The following is a 14,822-nucleotide window of genomic DNA, read 5'->3' on the forward strand; positions in this document are numbered from 1 at the left end:
CGAGCATGGCGGGTCGGTGTCACTGACCGAGGAAGAGGTCCCCGTCACGGGAAAAGTGACGGGGACCTCTTTTTTTCGCGAACAAAACGTTCGCAATCAGGGGCGGCTAACGTCTACCCGACAGTAGGTGCGAACATCGGAGCGCGTACTCAGCTCAACGGTGAAAGCAGAGGAAGTCGGCCATGGCTACGGCGCCCAGCGTCTCCTACTCGATCACGGTCCGTCTGGAGGTGCCCGCCAGCGGAACGGCGGTGTCCCAGATCACCACGGCCGTGGAGTCCCACGGAGGCTCGGTGACCGGCCTCGACGTGACCGCCTCCGGCCACGAGAAGCTCCGGATCGACGTCACCATCGCGGCGTCCTCCACCGCCCACGCCGACGAGATCGTCCAGCAGCTGCGCGGCATCGAGGGCGTCACCCTCGGCAAGGTCTCCGACCGTACGTTCCTCATGCACCTCGGCGGCAAGATCGAGATGCAGTCCAAGCACCCGATCCGCAACCGTGACGACCTCTCCATGATCTACACCCCGGGTGTCGCCCGGGTGTGCATGGCGATCGCGGAGAACCCCGAGGACGCGCGCCGCCTCACCATCAAGCGCAACTCCGTCGCGGTCGTCACCGACGGCTCGGCCGTGCTCGGCCTCGGCAACATCGGCCCCAAGGCCGCGCTGCCGGTCATGGAGGGCAAGGCGGCCCTGTTCAAGCGGTTCGCCGGCATCGACGCCTGGCCGCTGTGCCTGGACACCCAGGACACCGACGCGATCGTCGAGATCGTGAAGGCCATCGCCCCCGGCTTCGCGGGCATCAACCTGGAGGACATCTCCGCGCCCCGCTGCTTCGAGATCGAGGCCCGGCTGCGCGAGGCCCTCGACATCCCCGTCTTCCACGACGACCAGCACGGCACCGCGATCGTGGTGCTGGCCGCGTTGACGAACGCGCTGCGGGTGGCCGGCAAGGACATCGGTGACATCCGGGTCGTCATGTCCGGCGCGGGCGCGGCCGGTACGGCCATCCTCAAGCTGCTGCTCGCCGCCGGCGTCAAGAACGCGGTCGTCGCCGACATCCACGGTGTCGTGCACGCCGACCGCGAGGATCTGGTGGACGCCAAGTCCGACTCGCCGCTGCGCTGGATCGCCGACAACACCAACCCCGAGGGGCTGACGGGCACGCTGAAGGAGGCCGTGCGCGGCGCCGACGTCTTCATCGGCGTCTCCGCCCCGAACGTCCTCGACGGCGACGACGTGGCCGCGATGGCCGAGGGCGCGATCGTGTTCGCGCTCGCGAACCCCGACCCCGAGGTCGACCCGGCGATCGCCCGTCAGACGGCGGCTGTTGTGGCCACCGGCCGCTCGGACTTCCCGAACCAGATCAACAACGTGCTGGTCTTCCCAGGTGTCTTCCGCGGTCTGCTGGACGCGCAGTCCCGCACCGTCAACACCGAGATGATGCTGGCCGCGGCGACCGCACTCGCGAATGTGGTGACCGAGGACGAGCTGAACGCGAACTACATCATCCCAAGCGTCTTCAACGACAAGGTCGCCGGTGCGGTCGCGGGCGCGGTGCGCGACGCGGCGAAGGCGGCGGGAGTCACGGCGCCCACCGCGTCGTAGGCCGTCGTCAGGCCGTCGATCGGAAGGTGTGCGGCGGCTGTGAGGATCGCCACGGCCGCCTGTACATCGGCGCGTCGCGGAACCCGGGGCCTTCGGCGGCCGTTTATCGTGGCGGCCAGGCTTCGGGCTGTCCAGGCCCGGTCCTCGCTGCCGGGAGCCGACGGAGCGTCACCACACCGAGGGTGTGGCGCTCTTCGTGTGACTCCCAAGGGTGTTCTCGCGACTCCTACGGGTGCCGGATTGGCTTTCCCGCCGCAGGTAGGGGCAGGATGCGTCTTCGGGCGCGAGGGTCTGGACGACGGACCCGGGTCCGGGGACTCACCCAGGACCCTGGCAGCATCGGCTTCACCGTGCCCGATATGCGGCTCCGCCGCGTGGCACGCCTCAAACGGCAAGAAGAACACGGGAGTAACAACATGAACCGCAGTGAGCTGGTGGCCGCGCTGGCCGACCGTGCCGAGGTGACCCGCAAGGACGCCGACGCCGTTCTGGCCGCGTTCGCCGAGACCGTCGGCGAGATCGTCGCCAAGGGCGACGAGAAGGTCACCATCCCCGGCTTCCTGACCTTCGAGCGCACCCACCGTGCCGCTCGCACCGCGCGCAACCCGCAGACCGGCGACCCGATCAACATCCCCGCCGGCTACAGCGTCAAGGTGTCCGCGGGCTCGAAGCTCAAGGAAGCCGCCAAGGGCAAGTAAGCCTTCGCGTACGCGACGGGATTGCGTACGAGGCTCAGTAACGCGAATGGGGCGACCACCCGGTCAGGGTGGCCGCCCCATCGTCGTACGCGTGTCTAACCGAGCGCCTTGCCCGGGAGTTCGACCTTCGCGCCCAGCTCGACGAGCTTCTCCATGAAGTTCTCGTAGCCGCGGTTGATGAGGTCGATGCCGTGGACGCGGGACGTGCCCTGGGCCGCCAGGGCCGCGATGAGGTACGAGAAGCCGCCGCGGAGGTCGGGGATGACCAGGTCGGCGCCCTGGAGGCGGGTCGGGCCCGAGACGACCGCCGAGTGGAGGAAGTTGCGCTGGCCGAAGCGGCAGTGCGAACCGCCGAGGCACTCGCGGTAGAGCTGGATGTGCGCGCCCATCTGGTTGAGCGCGGAGGTGAAGCCGAGCCGGGACTCGTAGACCGTCTCGTGGACGATGGAGAGGCCGGTCGCCTGCGTCAGGGCGACGACCAGCGGCTGCTGCCAGTCCGTCTGGAAGCCCGGGTGGACGTCCGTTTCGAGCGCGATGGACTTCAACTGGCCGCCGGGGTGCCAGAAGCGGATGCCCTCGTCGTCGATCGCGAAGGCACCGCCCACCTTCCGGTAGGTGTTGAGGAACGTCATCATCGAGCGCTGCTGCGCGCCCCGGACGTAGATGTTGCCCTCCGTCGCCAGCGCCGCCGACGCCCAGGACGCGGCCTCCAGGCGGTCCGGGAGGGCCGCGTGGGTGTAGCCGCTGAGCGAGTCCACACCGGTGATGCGGATCGTCCGGTCGGTGTCCATGGCGATGATCGCGCCCATCTTCTGCAGTACGCAGATGAGGTCCTCGATCTCCGGTTCCACGGCCGCGTTGGCGAGTTCGGTGACGCCCTCCGCCAACACCGCGGTCAGCAGCACCTGCTCGGTCGCGCCGACGGACGGGTACGGCAGCTTGATCTTCGTGCCGCGCAGCCGCTGCGGAGCCTCCAGGTACTGCCCGTCCGCCCGCTTCTCGATCTTCGCGCCGAACTGCCGCAGCACCTCGAAGTGGAAGTCGATCGGCCGGCCGCCGATGTCACAGCCGCCGAGCCCGGGAATGAACGCGTGCCCGAGCCGGTGCAGCAGCGGACCGCAGAACAGGATCGGGATGCGCGACGAGCCCGCGTGGGCATCGATGTCGGCGACGTTGGCGCTCTCGACGTGCGACGGGTCCATGACCAGCTCGCCCGGCTCCTCACCCGGACGGACCGTCACCCCGTGCAGTTGCAGCAGTCCGCGTACGACCCGAACGTCACGGATGTCCGGTACGTTGCGCAGTCGACTTGGCTCGCTGCCCAGCAGGGCGGCGACCATGGCCTTGGGTACGAGGTTCTTCGCACCGCGGACACGGATCTCGCCCTCCAGCGGGGTTCCGCCGTGGACAAGCAGTACGTCGTCTGAGCCGTTGACGGTCATGAATCTCGCGTTCCGTGGAGTTGGGCAGGGGCCGAAGACGTAAGCGTAATGGCCGTCCACCCCCCTTCAGAAAGCCCAAGGACCACCCAGCTACGTCATAGCTGTGTCACAACACGAACCGTTCCCAATCGGGCACATGGGGTCACGGGGCGTGACGTGCGCCCTCAACGCCCCCTTCCGCCCTGAGCTGCATTCACTCCCGAACCCGCATTGCCTCCCCCTTCCACGGGAAGATGCGGGATCATGTCAGGCATGACCGAGGTGTCCTCGCTCACAGGGCGGTTGCTCGTGGCAACACCCGCCCTGGCGGACCCGAACTTCGACCGCGCGGTGGTGCTCCTTCTCGACCACGACGAGGAGGGCTCCCTCGGTGTCGTCCTCAACAGACCGACTCCCGTGGACGTCGGCGACATCCTGGAGGGCTGGGCGGATCTCACCGGCGAACCGGGAGTCGTCTTCCAGGGCGGCCCGGTCTCGCTGGACTCGGCCCTCGGTGTCGCCGTCATCCCGGGCGGCGCGGCCGGCGAGCGCGCCCCGCTCGGCTGGCGGCGCGTGCACGGCGCGATCGGACTCGTCGACCTGGAGGCCCCGCCGGAGCTGCTGGCCTCGGCGCTCGGCTCGCTGCGGATCTTCGCCGGCTACGCGGGTTGGGGCCCCGGACAACTGGAGGCCGAACTGGGCGAGGGTGCCTGGTACGTCGTCGAGTCGGAGCCCGGTGACGTCTCCTCGCCGTCCCCGGAGAGACTCTGGCGCGAGGTGCTGCGCCGCCAGCGCAGCGAGCTGGCGATGGTGGCGACCTATCCGGACGACCCTTCGCTGAACTGATGGCGGTGGGCTTCAGTACCCTTGGCCGTATGAGCACTCTTGAGCCCGAGCGCGGGACTGGTACGGGGACCCTCGTAGAGCCGACGCCCCAGGTGTCGCACGGCGACGGGGACCATGAGCGCTTCGCCCATTACGTCCAGAAGGACAAGATCATGGCGAGCGCCCTCGACGGCACTCCTGTGGTGGCGTTGTGCGGGAAGGTCTGGGTGCCGGGCCGCGACCCGAAGAAGTACCCGGTGTGTCCCATGTGCAAGGAGATCTACGAGTCCATGGGCGCCGGCGGGGACGGCGACAAGGGCAAGGGCGGCGACAAGTAGCCGGTCGGTCCGTCTGACTGTGTGAGGCCCTCGGGGCGCGCTTCGGCGCGCCCCGAGGGCCTTTTGCGTGTCACGAAGTGGTTGAGACCTCTTGTGGGCGCGTTCATCTACTCCTTAATCTCCGTGGTGTTGTGCAGAGCGAAACGCCCATTGCATATGTTGCAACGCACGTCCCGGATTCTCGGAGGAACGCTCCATGAAGCTCGCCCCCAGATTCGCCGTACTCCTGGCGGCCGCCGCTGTCGTCGCCGGCTGCGCCCCCCAGACCTCCGACAACTCGTCCTCCGACAAGGACGACCAGAGCGGCACCCTGCGGGTGTGGCTCTTCCAGGAGGTCGGCAACGACCCGAAGGCGAAGGTCGTCGACTCCGTGGTCACCGCCTTCGAGAAGGCCCACAAGGGCACCAAGGTGGACGTGGAGTACATCCCGATCGACACCCGCGCCCAGCGCGTCAAGGCCGCCTTCAACGACCCCAAGTCCGCGCCCGATGTCATGGAGTACGGCAACACCGACACGGCCGGCTACGTCCACGACGGCGGACTCCTCGACGTCACCAAGGAGTTCGGCGCCTGGAGCGAGGCCAAGGACACCGACCCCACCGCGAAGCAGTCGGTCACCGTCGACGGCAAGGTCTACGGCTCCCCGTTCTACGTCGGCGTCCGCGCCCTCTACTACCGCACCGACGTCTTCAAGAGTCTCGGCCTCCAACCTCCCAAGAGCATGGCCGAGTTGGCGGCCACCGCCCGCAAGATCCACAAGGCGAGGTCCGACCTCTACGGCCTCGTCGTGGGCGGCGCCTACACCTACGGCGCGATGCCCTTCGTCTGGGCCAACGGCGGCGAACTCGCCACCGCCAAGGGCGGTTCGTACACCTCCGGGATCGACAGTGCCGCCGCCCAGAAGGGCATCAAGGCCTACACCTCGCTGTTCACCGGCGACAACTGTCCCGCCGCCAAGTGCGCGGTGATGGGCGGCAACGACACGATCACCGCGTTCGCCGCGGGCAAGGCGGGTATGGCGATCGGCGGCGACTTCAGCCACAGCGCGGTCGAGGCCGGCAAGGTGAAGGGAAAGTACGCGGTCGTACCGCTGCCGGGTGTCGCCTCCGGTTCGGTCGCCCCCGCGTTCGCCGGCGGCAACAACATCGGTGTCCTGAAGAGCACTTCGCACCGCACGCTCGCCGTGGACCTGATGGAACAGCTCACCTCGAAGACCACACAGGCCTCGATGTTCGACGCGATGGGCTTCCTGCCGACGTTCACCGACGTCCGCGACGCCGCCGCGGCGAAGGTGCCGTTCGAGAAGCCCTTCGTGCAGACGCTGGCCGCCGGCACCAAGTTCGTTCCCGCGTCGCCCGGTTGGTCGGAGATCGACTCCTCGCTGGTGCTGCCGACGATGCTCCAGGAGGTCATCAGCGGCAAGAAGAGCGTGGCGGCGGCTTCGAAGGACGCGGCGCGGAAGATGAACGACGCGTTCAGCTCCGCGGGTTGAGCTGGTGCGCACACGAACGGCCTGGACCCCCTGGCTCTATCTCGCCCCCGCCCTCGTCGTCCTCGGCGGTCTGCTCGTCTACCCGATCTACCAACTCGGCCTGATCTCTTTCTTCCAGTACACCCAGGCCCAGGTCAGCGGCGGCGAGCCGACCACCTTCGAGGGCTTCGGCAACTACACGGAGCTGTTCTCCGACAGCCAGTTCTGGCAGGTGCTCCTGTCGACCGTGCTGTTCGCGGCGGCCTGCGTGGTCGCGACGCTCGCCGTCGGCTGCGCGCTCGCCGTGCTGCTCACCCGCGTCCGTGCCGTGCCCCGACTCGCCCTGATGCTGGCCGCGTTGGGGGCATGGGCGACACCGGCGGTGACCGGCTCGACGGTCTGGCTGCTCCTGTTCGACCCGGACTTCGGCCCGGTGAACCGGATCCTGGGCCTCGGCGACCACTCCTGGACGTACGGACGCCTCAGCGCGTTCCTCCTCGTCCTGCTCGAAGTGGTGTGGTGCTCCTTCCCGTTCGTGATGGTGACGGTCTACGCCGGCATCCGCGCCGTACCCTCCGAGGTCCTGGAGGCCGCAGCCCTGGACGGCGCCTCCCAGTGGCGCATCTGGCGCTCCGTCCTGGCGCCGATGCTCCGGCCGATCCTGACCGTCGTCACCATCCAGTCCGTCATCTGGGACTTCAAGGTCTTCACCCAGATCTACGTCATGACGGGCGGCGGCGGCATCGCGGGCCAGAACCTCGTCCTGAACGTGTACGCCTACCAACAGGCGTTCGCGTCCTCGAAGTACAGCCTCGGCTCCGCGATCGGCGTCGTCATGCTCCTGATGCTGCTCGCCGTCACGCTGGTCTATCTGCGCCTGCTGCGCAGGCAGGGGGAGGAGTTGTGAGTCTGCTCCGCCGTTCTGTACGACGGCCCTGGCGGCTCGCGGCCGAGGCCTCGGCGCTGCTGATCGCGGTCGTCGTCGCCTTCCCGCTCTACTGGATGGTGCTCAGCGCCTTCAAACCGGCCGGCGAGATCGAGTCGAGCGAGCCGCGGCCATGGACGCTCGCGCCTTCCCTGGACTCGTTCCGGCGGGTGTTCGGGCAGCAGGAATTCGGCCGTTACTTCCTCAACAGCCTTGTCGTGGCGGGCACGGTGGTTCTCGTCTCGGCACTGGTCGCCTTTCTCGCCGCGACGGCCGTGACGCGATTCCGGTTCCGCTTCCGGACCACCCTCCTGATCATGTTCCTGGTGGCCCAGATGGTGCCCGTGGAAGCGCTGACGATCCCCCTCTTCTTCACCATGCGGGGCCTCGGTCTGCTGAACACCCTGGGGTCGTTGATCCTGCCCCAGATCGCGTTCTCGCTGCCGTTCGCGATCTGGATGCTGCGGGGGTTCGTGAAAGCCGTACCGGACGCGCTGGAGGAGGCCGCGTACATCGACGGGGCGAGCCGGACGCGATTCCTGTGGCAGATCCTTTTCCCGCTCGTCTTCCCGGGTCTGGTCGCCACGAGCGTGTTCTCCTTCATCTCGGCCTGGAACGACTTCCTCTTCGCCAAGTCCTTCATCATCAGCGACACGTCCCAGTCGACCCTGCCGATGGCCCTCCTCGTCTTCTACAAACCCGACGACCCGGACTGGGGCGGCGTCATGGCGGCCTCCACGGTGATGACGATTCCGGTGCTGGTGTTCTTCGTACTCGTACAGCGACGTCTGGTCTCGGGGCTGGGCGGAGCGGTAAAGGACTGACGTGACTTCAGAGACGGAACTGATTCCGGCGCCGATCGCGGTCGAGGGCCCCACCCGCTGCGGTTTCCTCTTCGCGGCGGACACGGCCCTGTGGGGTGAGCCCGGCACCGAGGGCACACAGCGCTGGCTCCGGTCCACGCTCGGCGGGGCCCTCGGGCTGCCGCTGCCGCCGGGTGAGGAGGGCGCCCGCAACACGGTCGCGCTGCGCCTGGACGGAACCCTGGCCCCGGAGGCGTACAGCCTGCAAGTGGTCACCACATGGGGTGTCGTGATCACGGGCGGCAGCCCGGCCGGCGTGTTCTGGGGCGCGCAGACGCTACGTCAACTCGTGGGCCCCGCCGCCTTCCGCCGCGCCCCCGTCCACCCGGACGCCACCTACGGTGTGCCGCACCAGACCATCGACGACGCGCCCCGTTTCCCCTGGCGCGGCCTCATGCTGGATGTCGCCCGGCACTTCATGCCCAAGGACGGCGTCCTGCGCTACCTGGACCTCATGGCGGCGCACAAACTCAACGTCTTCCACTTCCACTTGACGGACGACCAGGGCTGGCGCGTAGAGATCGAGCGCTACCCGAAGCTGACCGAGATCGGCTCCTGGCGGGCCCGCACGAAATTCGGCCACCGTGCCTCACCCCTATGGGACGACAAGCCCCACGGCGGCTTCTACACGCGGGACGACATCCGCGAGATCGTCGCCTACGCCGCCGAGCGGCATATCACCGTCGTCCCCGAAATCGACGTACCGGGACACTCGCAGGCCGCCATCGCCGCGTATCCGGAACTGGGCAACACCGACGTCATCGACACGACCCGCCTCTCCGTCTGGGACACCTGGGGAATCAACCCCAACGTACTGGCCCCCACTGACAACACCCTGCGCTTCTACGAGGGGGTCTTCGAGGAACTCCTGGAGCTGTTCCCCTCGGAGTTCATTCACGTCGGCGGCGACGAATGCCCCAAGGACCAGTGGAAGCAGTCGGCCGCCGCACAGGCACGCATCGCGGAACTCGGGCTCGCGGACGAGGACGCGTTGCAGTCGTGGTTCATCGGACACTTCGACAAGTGGCTCTCCGCGCGCGGGAGAAGGCTCGTCGGCTGGGACGAGATCCTGGAGGGCGGTCTCGCGGACGGGGCCGTGGTGTCGTCCTGGCGCGGCTACGAGGGCGGGATCACCGCCGCCCGCGCGGGCCACGACGTCGTCATGTGCCCTGAACAGCACGTGTACTTGGACTGGCGGCAGGCCCCCGGCGAGGACGAGCCGGTGCCGATCGCCCATGTGCGCACCCTGGAGGACGTCTACCGCTTCGAGCCGGTTCCCTCGCAGCTCACCGAGGTCGAGGCCCGTCATGTGCTGGGCACTCAGGCCAACGTGTGGACCGAGGTGATGGAGGACCACGCGCGCGTGGACTACCAGACCTTCCCCCGGCTCGCGGCCTTCGCCGAGGTCGCCTGGAGCGCGCTTCCGGCCCCGGCGGAACGGGACTTCGCCGACTTCGAGCGCCGGATGACCGCCCACTACCCGCGACTCGACGCCCTGGGCGTCGCCTACCGCCCGCCCACCGGACCACTGCCGTGGCAGCGGCGCCCCGGAGTGCTCGGGCGGCCCAAGGACGGCCCGCCCCCGAACACGTGAAGCACTGTGGAGGACGCGTAGAACACGTAATGGAAAAAGACCCCAAGGGTCACCGATGAGTGGCAATTCGCGCGTACCGGTGATGCCGTACGAAAACGGACCATCTCCCTGATGAGACGGGCGAATGCCTCCTAGCGGACCCCCGCGTTCGGGTCTTGCGAAGATGTGCCAGAGTTGCCACGTCCGCCCTGTCAGCACGTACCGTACGGCAGCAACAGGTGGGACCAGGTGGGGCAGCGGGAAGGGGCAGCCGGTTTGACCACGCACGCACCGCAGGCGGGGCAGTCCGTCACGCTGCCCACAACGCTGGACGAGGCCGTGGCGGCGCTCACGGACCTGCCCACGGCCGTCCCCGTGGCCGGCGGCACCGACCTCATGGCGGCCGTCAACTCGGGGCAGCTCAGGCCCAGCGCGCTGGTCGGTCTCGGCCGGATCAGCGAGATCCGCGGCTGGCAGTACCAGGACGGCCACGCGCTGCTCGGCGCGGGGCTCACGCACGCCCGCATGGGCCGCCCCGACTTCGCCGCCCTCATCCCGGCGCTCGCCGCCTCCGCCCGAGCCGCGGGGCCGCCGCAGATCCGCAACGCGGGCACCCTGGGCGGCAACATCGCCTCGGCCGCGCCCACCGGGGACGCGCTGCCCGTACTGGCCGCCCTGGAGGCGACGCTGATCATCGCGGGCCAGGACGGCGCCCGCCGGGAGATCCCGGTGTCGCACCTCCTGGCCGGCGTGGAGATGCTGCGCGGCGGCGAACTCATCGGCTTCGTACGCGTGCCCCTGCTGCACGCCCCCCAGGTCTTCCTGAAGGCGACCGGCCGGACCGGCCCGGGACGCTCGGTCGCGTCCGTCGCGGTCGTCCTCGACCCCGCCCGGCGCGGGGTCAGGTGCGCCGTCGGCGCCATAGCGCCGATGCCACTGAGACCACTGGACGCCGAGCAGTGGGTGGCCCGGCTGATCGACTGGGACAACAGCCGCACGATCGTCCCCGAGGCCCTGAGCGCCTTCGGGGAGTACGTCGCCGCGGCCTGCATCCCCGACCCGGTCCCGGCCGAGGACGGGTCCGTGGAACAACTGCCGCCCGCCGTACTGCACCTGCGGCGCACCGTCGCCGCACTGGCCCGACGAGCACTCGGGAGGGCGCTGTCGTGACCGACGACCAGCACGGAGAGGGCACCCCCCAGGGAGGCGGACGCTGGGACCCGCTGCCCCAAGGGGACTACGACGACGGTGCCACGGCCTTCGTGAAACTCCCCGAAGGGGGCATCGACGCCCTCCTGGCCGCCCCGGGCCACGGTTATGTGCCGCCGCCCATAGAGGCCACCCCTGCCCAGGACGCCGACGGCGACCCGTCGGCCACCGGCTCCTGGGCGCGACCCGCCGAGGGCGTCCAGTGGCCCGACCCGAACGCCGGGGGGCAGCAGGGGACGGCCGGGGACGACCGGTTCTCGTACCACCCCGGGTCCACCGGCCAGTGGACCTTCCAGGACACCAACGCCCAGGACGCGGGCGCCGCTCCCGGCGGCGATGTGACCGGGGAGTGGTCGATCCCCGTGGCCGGCGGTGATCTGCCGGACGAATCGGGCGAGTTCACCACGTCGTCCCTGGTCGAGCAGTGGGGCGGCACCCCGCCGGCCACCCTGCCCGGCGGCGCCCCCGCGCCCTGGGCGACGGACGGCGCGGGCCAGAACTGGGCACAGCAGGCCACGTCCGGCGCGGACGTGGCCGAGCACACCGACGGCCGGGGCGTGGAACTCCCGCCGGACACGCACGCGACCGGCGAGGTCTCGGCGCAGGCGGCCACCCGACCGCCCCCCGAGACGATCCAACAGCCGTACGCGGAACCCCAGGGCGACCCGTACCCGTACGGCGACACCTACGCGCACGCAGGCCGTCACGACGACGGCTCCGCCGAACTCGCCGCGACCGACGCGCAGTCGGCGCAGGGGAGCGATGGAGCGGGCGACGACACCGAAGGGCCCGCGGAGGCCGCTGAGGGGCCCGCTGAGCCGTCCGCGGCGGTCGAGGCGGACGAGGGTGCCGAAGCCGCCCCGGAGGCCGCTGAGGCACCCGTGACGGCCGCCGACACCGACGCCCCGGACGAGGCCGCCGAACCGGCCCCGAAGATCTCCGGCGAGGAACACCCGCTCGCCTCCTACGTGTTGCGCGTCAACGGCGCCGACCGGCCCGTCACCGATGCCTGGATCGGCGAGTCGCTGCTGTACGTGCTGCGCGAGCGGCTCGGGCTCGCGGGTGCCAAGGACGGCTGCTCGCAGGGCGAGTGCGGGGCCTGCAACGTCCAGGTCGACGGACGGCTCGTCGCCTCCTGCCTGGTGCCCGCCGTCACCGCGGCCGGCAGCGAGGTCCGTACGGTCGAGGGCCTGGCCGTCGAGGGACAGCCCTCCGACGTGCAGCGGGCCCTCGCCAAGTGCGGGGCCGTGCAGTGCGGTTTCTGCGTGCCCGGCATGGCGATGACCGTGCACGACCTCCTGGAGGGCAACCCGGCACCCACCGAACTGGAGGCGCGCCAGGCCCTGTGCGGCAACCTGTGCCGCTGCTCCGGCTACCGGGGCGTCCTGGACGCCGTACAGGAAGTCGTCGCCGAGCGGGAGGCGCACGCCGCTGCCGCCGAACCTGAGTCGGACGGCGACGAGCCGCGTATTCCCCATCAGGCGGGCCCCGGAGCCGGTGGTGTCCACCACTCGGCGTTCGAGTCACCGCGCACGCAGGACCAGGTGTACGGCCAGGACGGAGGCCAGGCGTGAGCAACGAAACCGTCGCCGCGACCACGGACGCCGCGCCCGCCCCGGAGCATCCGGGACACGGCCTGGGCGCCTCGCTCCCGGCCGCCGACGCCCGCGCCAAGACCGAGGGCACCTTCCCGTACGCCGCCGACCTGTGGGCCGAGGGCCTCCTGTGGGCGGCCGTCCTGCGCTCACCGCACCCGCACGCGCGCATCGTGTCCGTCGACACGTCCCACGCGCGCGACATGCCCGGCGTACGGGCCGTCATCACCCACGAGGACGTGCCGGGCAGCGATCGGTACGGCCGGGGCACGGCCGACCGTCCGGTGTTCGCCTCCGACGTGGTGCGCCACCACGGGGAGCCCATTGCCGCCGTCGCCGCCGACCACCCGGACACCGCGCGGATGGCCGCCGCGGCCATCATGGTCGAGTACGAGGTACTCGACCCGGTGACCGACCCCGAGCAGGCCTTCGAGGCCGAACCGCTGCACCCCGACGGCAACCTGATCCGGCACATCCCGCTGCGCCACGGCGATCCGGACGCGGTCGGCGACATCGTCGTAGAGGGCCTGTACCGCATCGGCCGCCAGGACCCCGCCCCCATCGGCGCCGAGGCCGGTCTCGCCGTGCCCCGCCCCGACGGCGGTGTCGAGCTGTACCTCGCCTCCACGGACCCGCACTCCGACCGCGACACGGCCGCCGCCTGCTACGGCCTGGAACCCGACCGCGTGAAGGTCGTCGTCACCGGCGTCCCCGGGGCCACCGCCGACCGCGAGGACCAGGGCTTCCAACTCCCGCTCGGACTGCTCGCGTTGAAGACCGGCTGCCCGGTCAAACTCACGGCCACGCGCGAGGAGTCCTTCCTCGGCCACACCCACCGCCACCCCACGCTGCTGCGCTACCGCCACCACGCCGACGAGGACGGCCGTCTGGTCAAGGTCGAGGCCCAGGTACTGCTCGACGCGGGCGCCTACGCCGACACCTCCTCGGAGGCCCTGGCCGCCGCCGTCTCCTTCGCCTGCGGCCCCTATGTCGTCCCGAACGCCTTCATCGAGGGCTGGGCCGTCCGCACCAACAACCCGCCCTCCGGGCATGTGCGCGGCGAGGGCGCCATGCAGGTCTGCGCCGCCTACGAGGCACAGATGGACAAGCTCGCCAAGAAGCTCGCCGTCGACCCGGCCGAACTGCGCCTGCGCAACGCCCTGGCCACCGGCGACGTCCTGCCGACCGGCCAGACGGTCACCTGCCCGGCACCGGTCGCCGAACTCCTCCAGGCCGTACGGGACTTCCCGCTGCCCGCCCTCCCCAAGGACACCCCCGAGGACGAGTGGCTGCTGCCCGGCGGCCCGGAGGGCGCGGGCGAACCGGGCGCGGTGCGCCGGGGCGTCGGCTACGGCGTCGGCATGGTGCACATGCTCGGCGCGGAGGGCGCCGACGAGGTCTCCACGGCCACCGTGAAGGTCCACGACGGCATCGCGACCGTCCTGTGCGCGGCCGTCGAGACCGGCCAGGGCTTCACCACCCTCGCCCGGCAGATCGTCCAGGAGACCCTCGGCATCGACGAGGTGCACGTCGCCCCCGTGGACACCGATCAGCCCCCCGCGGGCCCCGGCTGCCGGGGCCGGCACACCTGGGTCTCGGGCGGCGCGGTCGAACGGGCCGCGAAAATGGTCCGCACCCAGCTTCTCCAGCCCCTGGCGCACAAGTTCGGCATGTCGACCGAACTCCTCCAGATCACAGACGGAAAAATCACCTCCTACGACGGAGTCCTGTCCACGACCGTCACCGAGGCCATGGACGGCAAGGAACTGTGGGCCACCGCCCAGTGCCGCCCTCACCCGACCGAGCCCCTGGACGAGGCGGGCCAGGGCGACGCCTTCGTAGGGCTCGCGTTCTGCGCGATCCGCGCGGTGGTCGACGTCGACATCGAACTCGGCTCCGTACGGGTCGTCGAACTGGCCTTGGCCCAGGACGTCGGCCGCATCCTGAACCCGACGCAGTTGGTCGCCCGCATCGAGGGCGGCGTCACCCAGGGCGTAGGCATCGCACTGACGGAAAACCTGCGCACCGCGCGCGGGTTGATCCGCCACCCCGACCTCACCGGCTACGCCCTGCCCACCGCCCTGGACACCCCCGACATCCGCATCGTGAAACTCGTCGAGGAGCGCGACGTGGTCGCCCCCTTCGGGGCGAAGCCGGTCAGCGCGGTCCCCGTGGTCACCTCCCCGGCGGCCATCGCCTCCGCGGTACGCGCGGCGACGGGCCGCCCGGTGAACCGACTCCCGATCAGACGACAGGCCGCGGTGGTGACGAACGGGCAGTACGGGCAGTAGGCG

The 14,822-nt window shown here is 70.2% G+C and carries 12 protein-coding genes; 11 read left to right on the top strand and 1 reads right to left on the bottom strand.

The genetic code is table 11. From position 1 onward, the window contains the following. Window positions 1-182 precede the first annotated feature (182 nt). Both ABZT04_RS29000 and ABZT04_RS29005 read left to right on the top strand, forming a co-directional pair. Window positions 183-1,610 carry an NAD-dependent malic enzyme gene (locus ABZT04_RS29000; protein ID WP_356059923.1) on the top strand — a complete coding sequence of 476 codons (1,428 nt, stop codon included), beginning with the start codon at window positions 183-185 and terminating at the stop codon, window positions 1,608-1,610. Window positions 1,611-2,026: 416 nt separating this feature from the next. Beyond that, window positions 2,027-2,308 carry an HU family DNA-binding protein gene (locus tag ABZT04_RS29005; protein WP_105974351.1) on the top strand — a complete coding sequence of 94 codons (282 nt, stop codon included), beginning with the start codon at window positions 2,027-2,029 and terminating at the stop codon, window positions 2,306-2,308. Between the two features lie 95 nt (window positions 2,309-2,403). Here ABZT04_RS29005 and murA read toward each other — a convergent pair whose 3' ends face one another. Next, window positions 2,404-3,750: a UDP-N-acetylglucosamine 1-carboxyvinyltransferase gene (murA, locus tag ABZT04_RS29010; protein WP_356059924.1), complete on the bottom strand. Its 1,347-nt coding sequence runs from the start codon at window positions 3,748-3,750 to the stop codon at window positions 2,404-2,406. Window positions 3,751-4,002: 252 nt separating this feature from the next. Here murA and ABZT04_RS29015 point away from each other — a divergent pair, with 252 nt between their 5' ends. From ABZT04_RS29015 to ABZT04_RS29055, 9 genes are all read left to right on the top strand, one after another. Then, complete coding sequence (locus ABZT04_RS29015) at window positions 4,003-4,575, top strand: YqgE/AlgH family protein (RefSeq protein WP_356059925.1); 573 nt, start codon at window positions 4,003-4,005, stop codon at window positions 4,573-4,575. A 29-nt stretch (window positions 4,576-4,604) separates the two neighbouring features. Then, a complete protein-coding gene (locus tag ABZT04_RS29020; RefSeq protein ID WP_078632165.1) occupies window positions 4,605-4,892 on the top strand; it encodes a DUF3039 domain-containing protein in 288 nt (95 codons plus the stop codon). Between the two features lie 196 nt (window positions 4,893-5,088). After that, window positions 5,089-6,384, top strand: coding sequence for an extracellular solute-binding protein (locus ABZT04_RS29025; RefSeq protein WP_356059926.1), 1,296 nt, complete (start codon window positions 5,089-5,091; stop codon window positions 6,382-6,384). Window positions 6,385-6,388: 4 nt separating this feature from the next. Beyond that, entirely contained in the window at window positions 6,389-7,270 is an 882-nt protein-coding gene (locus tag ABZT04_RS29030; RefSeq protein WP_356059927.1) for a sugar ABC transporter permease, read from the top strand. Beyond that, entirely contained in the window at window positions 7,267-8,112 is an 846-nt protein-coding gene (locus tag ABZT04_RS29035) for a carbohydrate ABC transporter permease (protein WP_356059928.1), read from the top strand. The genes ABZT04_RS29030 and ABZT04_RS29035 overlap by 4 nt, the downstream gene beginning before the upstream one ends. A gap of 1 nt (window position 8,113) precedes the next feature. After that, window positions 8,114-9,745, top strand: a complete 1,632-nt coding sequence (locus ABZT04_RS29040; protein WP_356059929.1) for a beta-N-acetylhexosaminidase — start codon at window positions 8,114-8,116, stop codon at window positions 9,743-9,745. Window positions 9,746-10,000: 255 nt separating this feature from the next. After that, entirely contained in the window at window positions 10,001-10,894 is an 894-nt protein-coding gene (locus ABZT04_RS29045; RefSeq protein ID WP_327403651.1) for an FAD binding domain-containing protein, read from the top strand. Beyond that, window positions 10,891-12,507, top strand: coding sequence for a 2Fe-2S iron-sulfur cluster-binding protein (locus tag ABZT04_RS29050; protein ID WP_356059930.1), 1,617 nt, complete (start codon window positions 10,891-10,893; stop codon window positions 12,505-12,507). The genes ABZT04_RS29045 and ABZT04_RS29050 overlap by 4 nt, the downstream gene beginning before the upstream one ends. Next, the gene (locus ABZT04_RS29055; protein ID WP_356059931.1) at window positions 12,504-14,819 is read left to right on the top strand and encodes a molybdopterin cofactor-binding domain-containing protein; all 2,316 of its coding nucleotides are present in this window, start codon (window positions 12,504-12,506) and stop codon (window positions 14,817-14,819) included. The genes ABZT04_RS29050 and ABZT04_RS29055 overlap by 4 nt, the downstream gene beginning before the upstream one ends. The last annotated feature ends 3 nt before the right edge of the window (window positions 14,820-14,822 follow it).

Origin of the sequence: Streptomyces sp. NPDC005492, assembly GCF_040605995.1 — a bacterium.
GTDB lineage: Bacteria > Actinomycetota > Actinomycetes > Streptomycetales > Streptomycetaceae > Streptomyces.

Bases quoted from the DNA above. Each gene is read 5' to 3' on its own strand.
- ABZT04_RS29000 (WP_356059923.1), top strand. From the start codon at position 183: ATGGCTACGGCGCCCAGCGTCTCCTACTCGATCACGGTCCGTCTGGAG.
- ABZT04_RS29005 (WP_105974351.1), top strand. From the start codon at position 2,027: ATGAACCGCAGTGAGCTGGTGGCCGCGCTGGCCGACCGTGCCGAGGTG.
- murA (WP_356059924.1), bottom strand. From the start codon at position 3,750: ATGACCGTCAACGGCTCAGACGACGTACTGCTTGTCCACGGCGGAACC.
- ABZT04_RS29015 (WP_356059925.1), top strand. From the start codon at position 4,003: ATGACCGAGGTGTCCTCGCTCACAGGGCGGTTGCTCGTGGCAACACCC.
- ABZT04_RS29020 (WP_078632165.1), top strand. From the start codon at position 4,605: ATGAGCACTCTTGAGCCCGAGCGCGGGACTGGTACGGGGACCCTCGTA.
- ABZT04_RS29025 (WP_356059926.1), top strand. From the start codon at position 5,089: ATGAAGCTCGCCCCCAGATTCGCCGTACTCCTGGCGGCCGCCGCTGTC.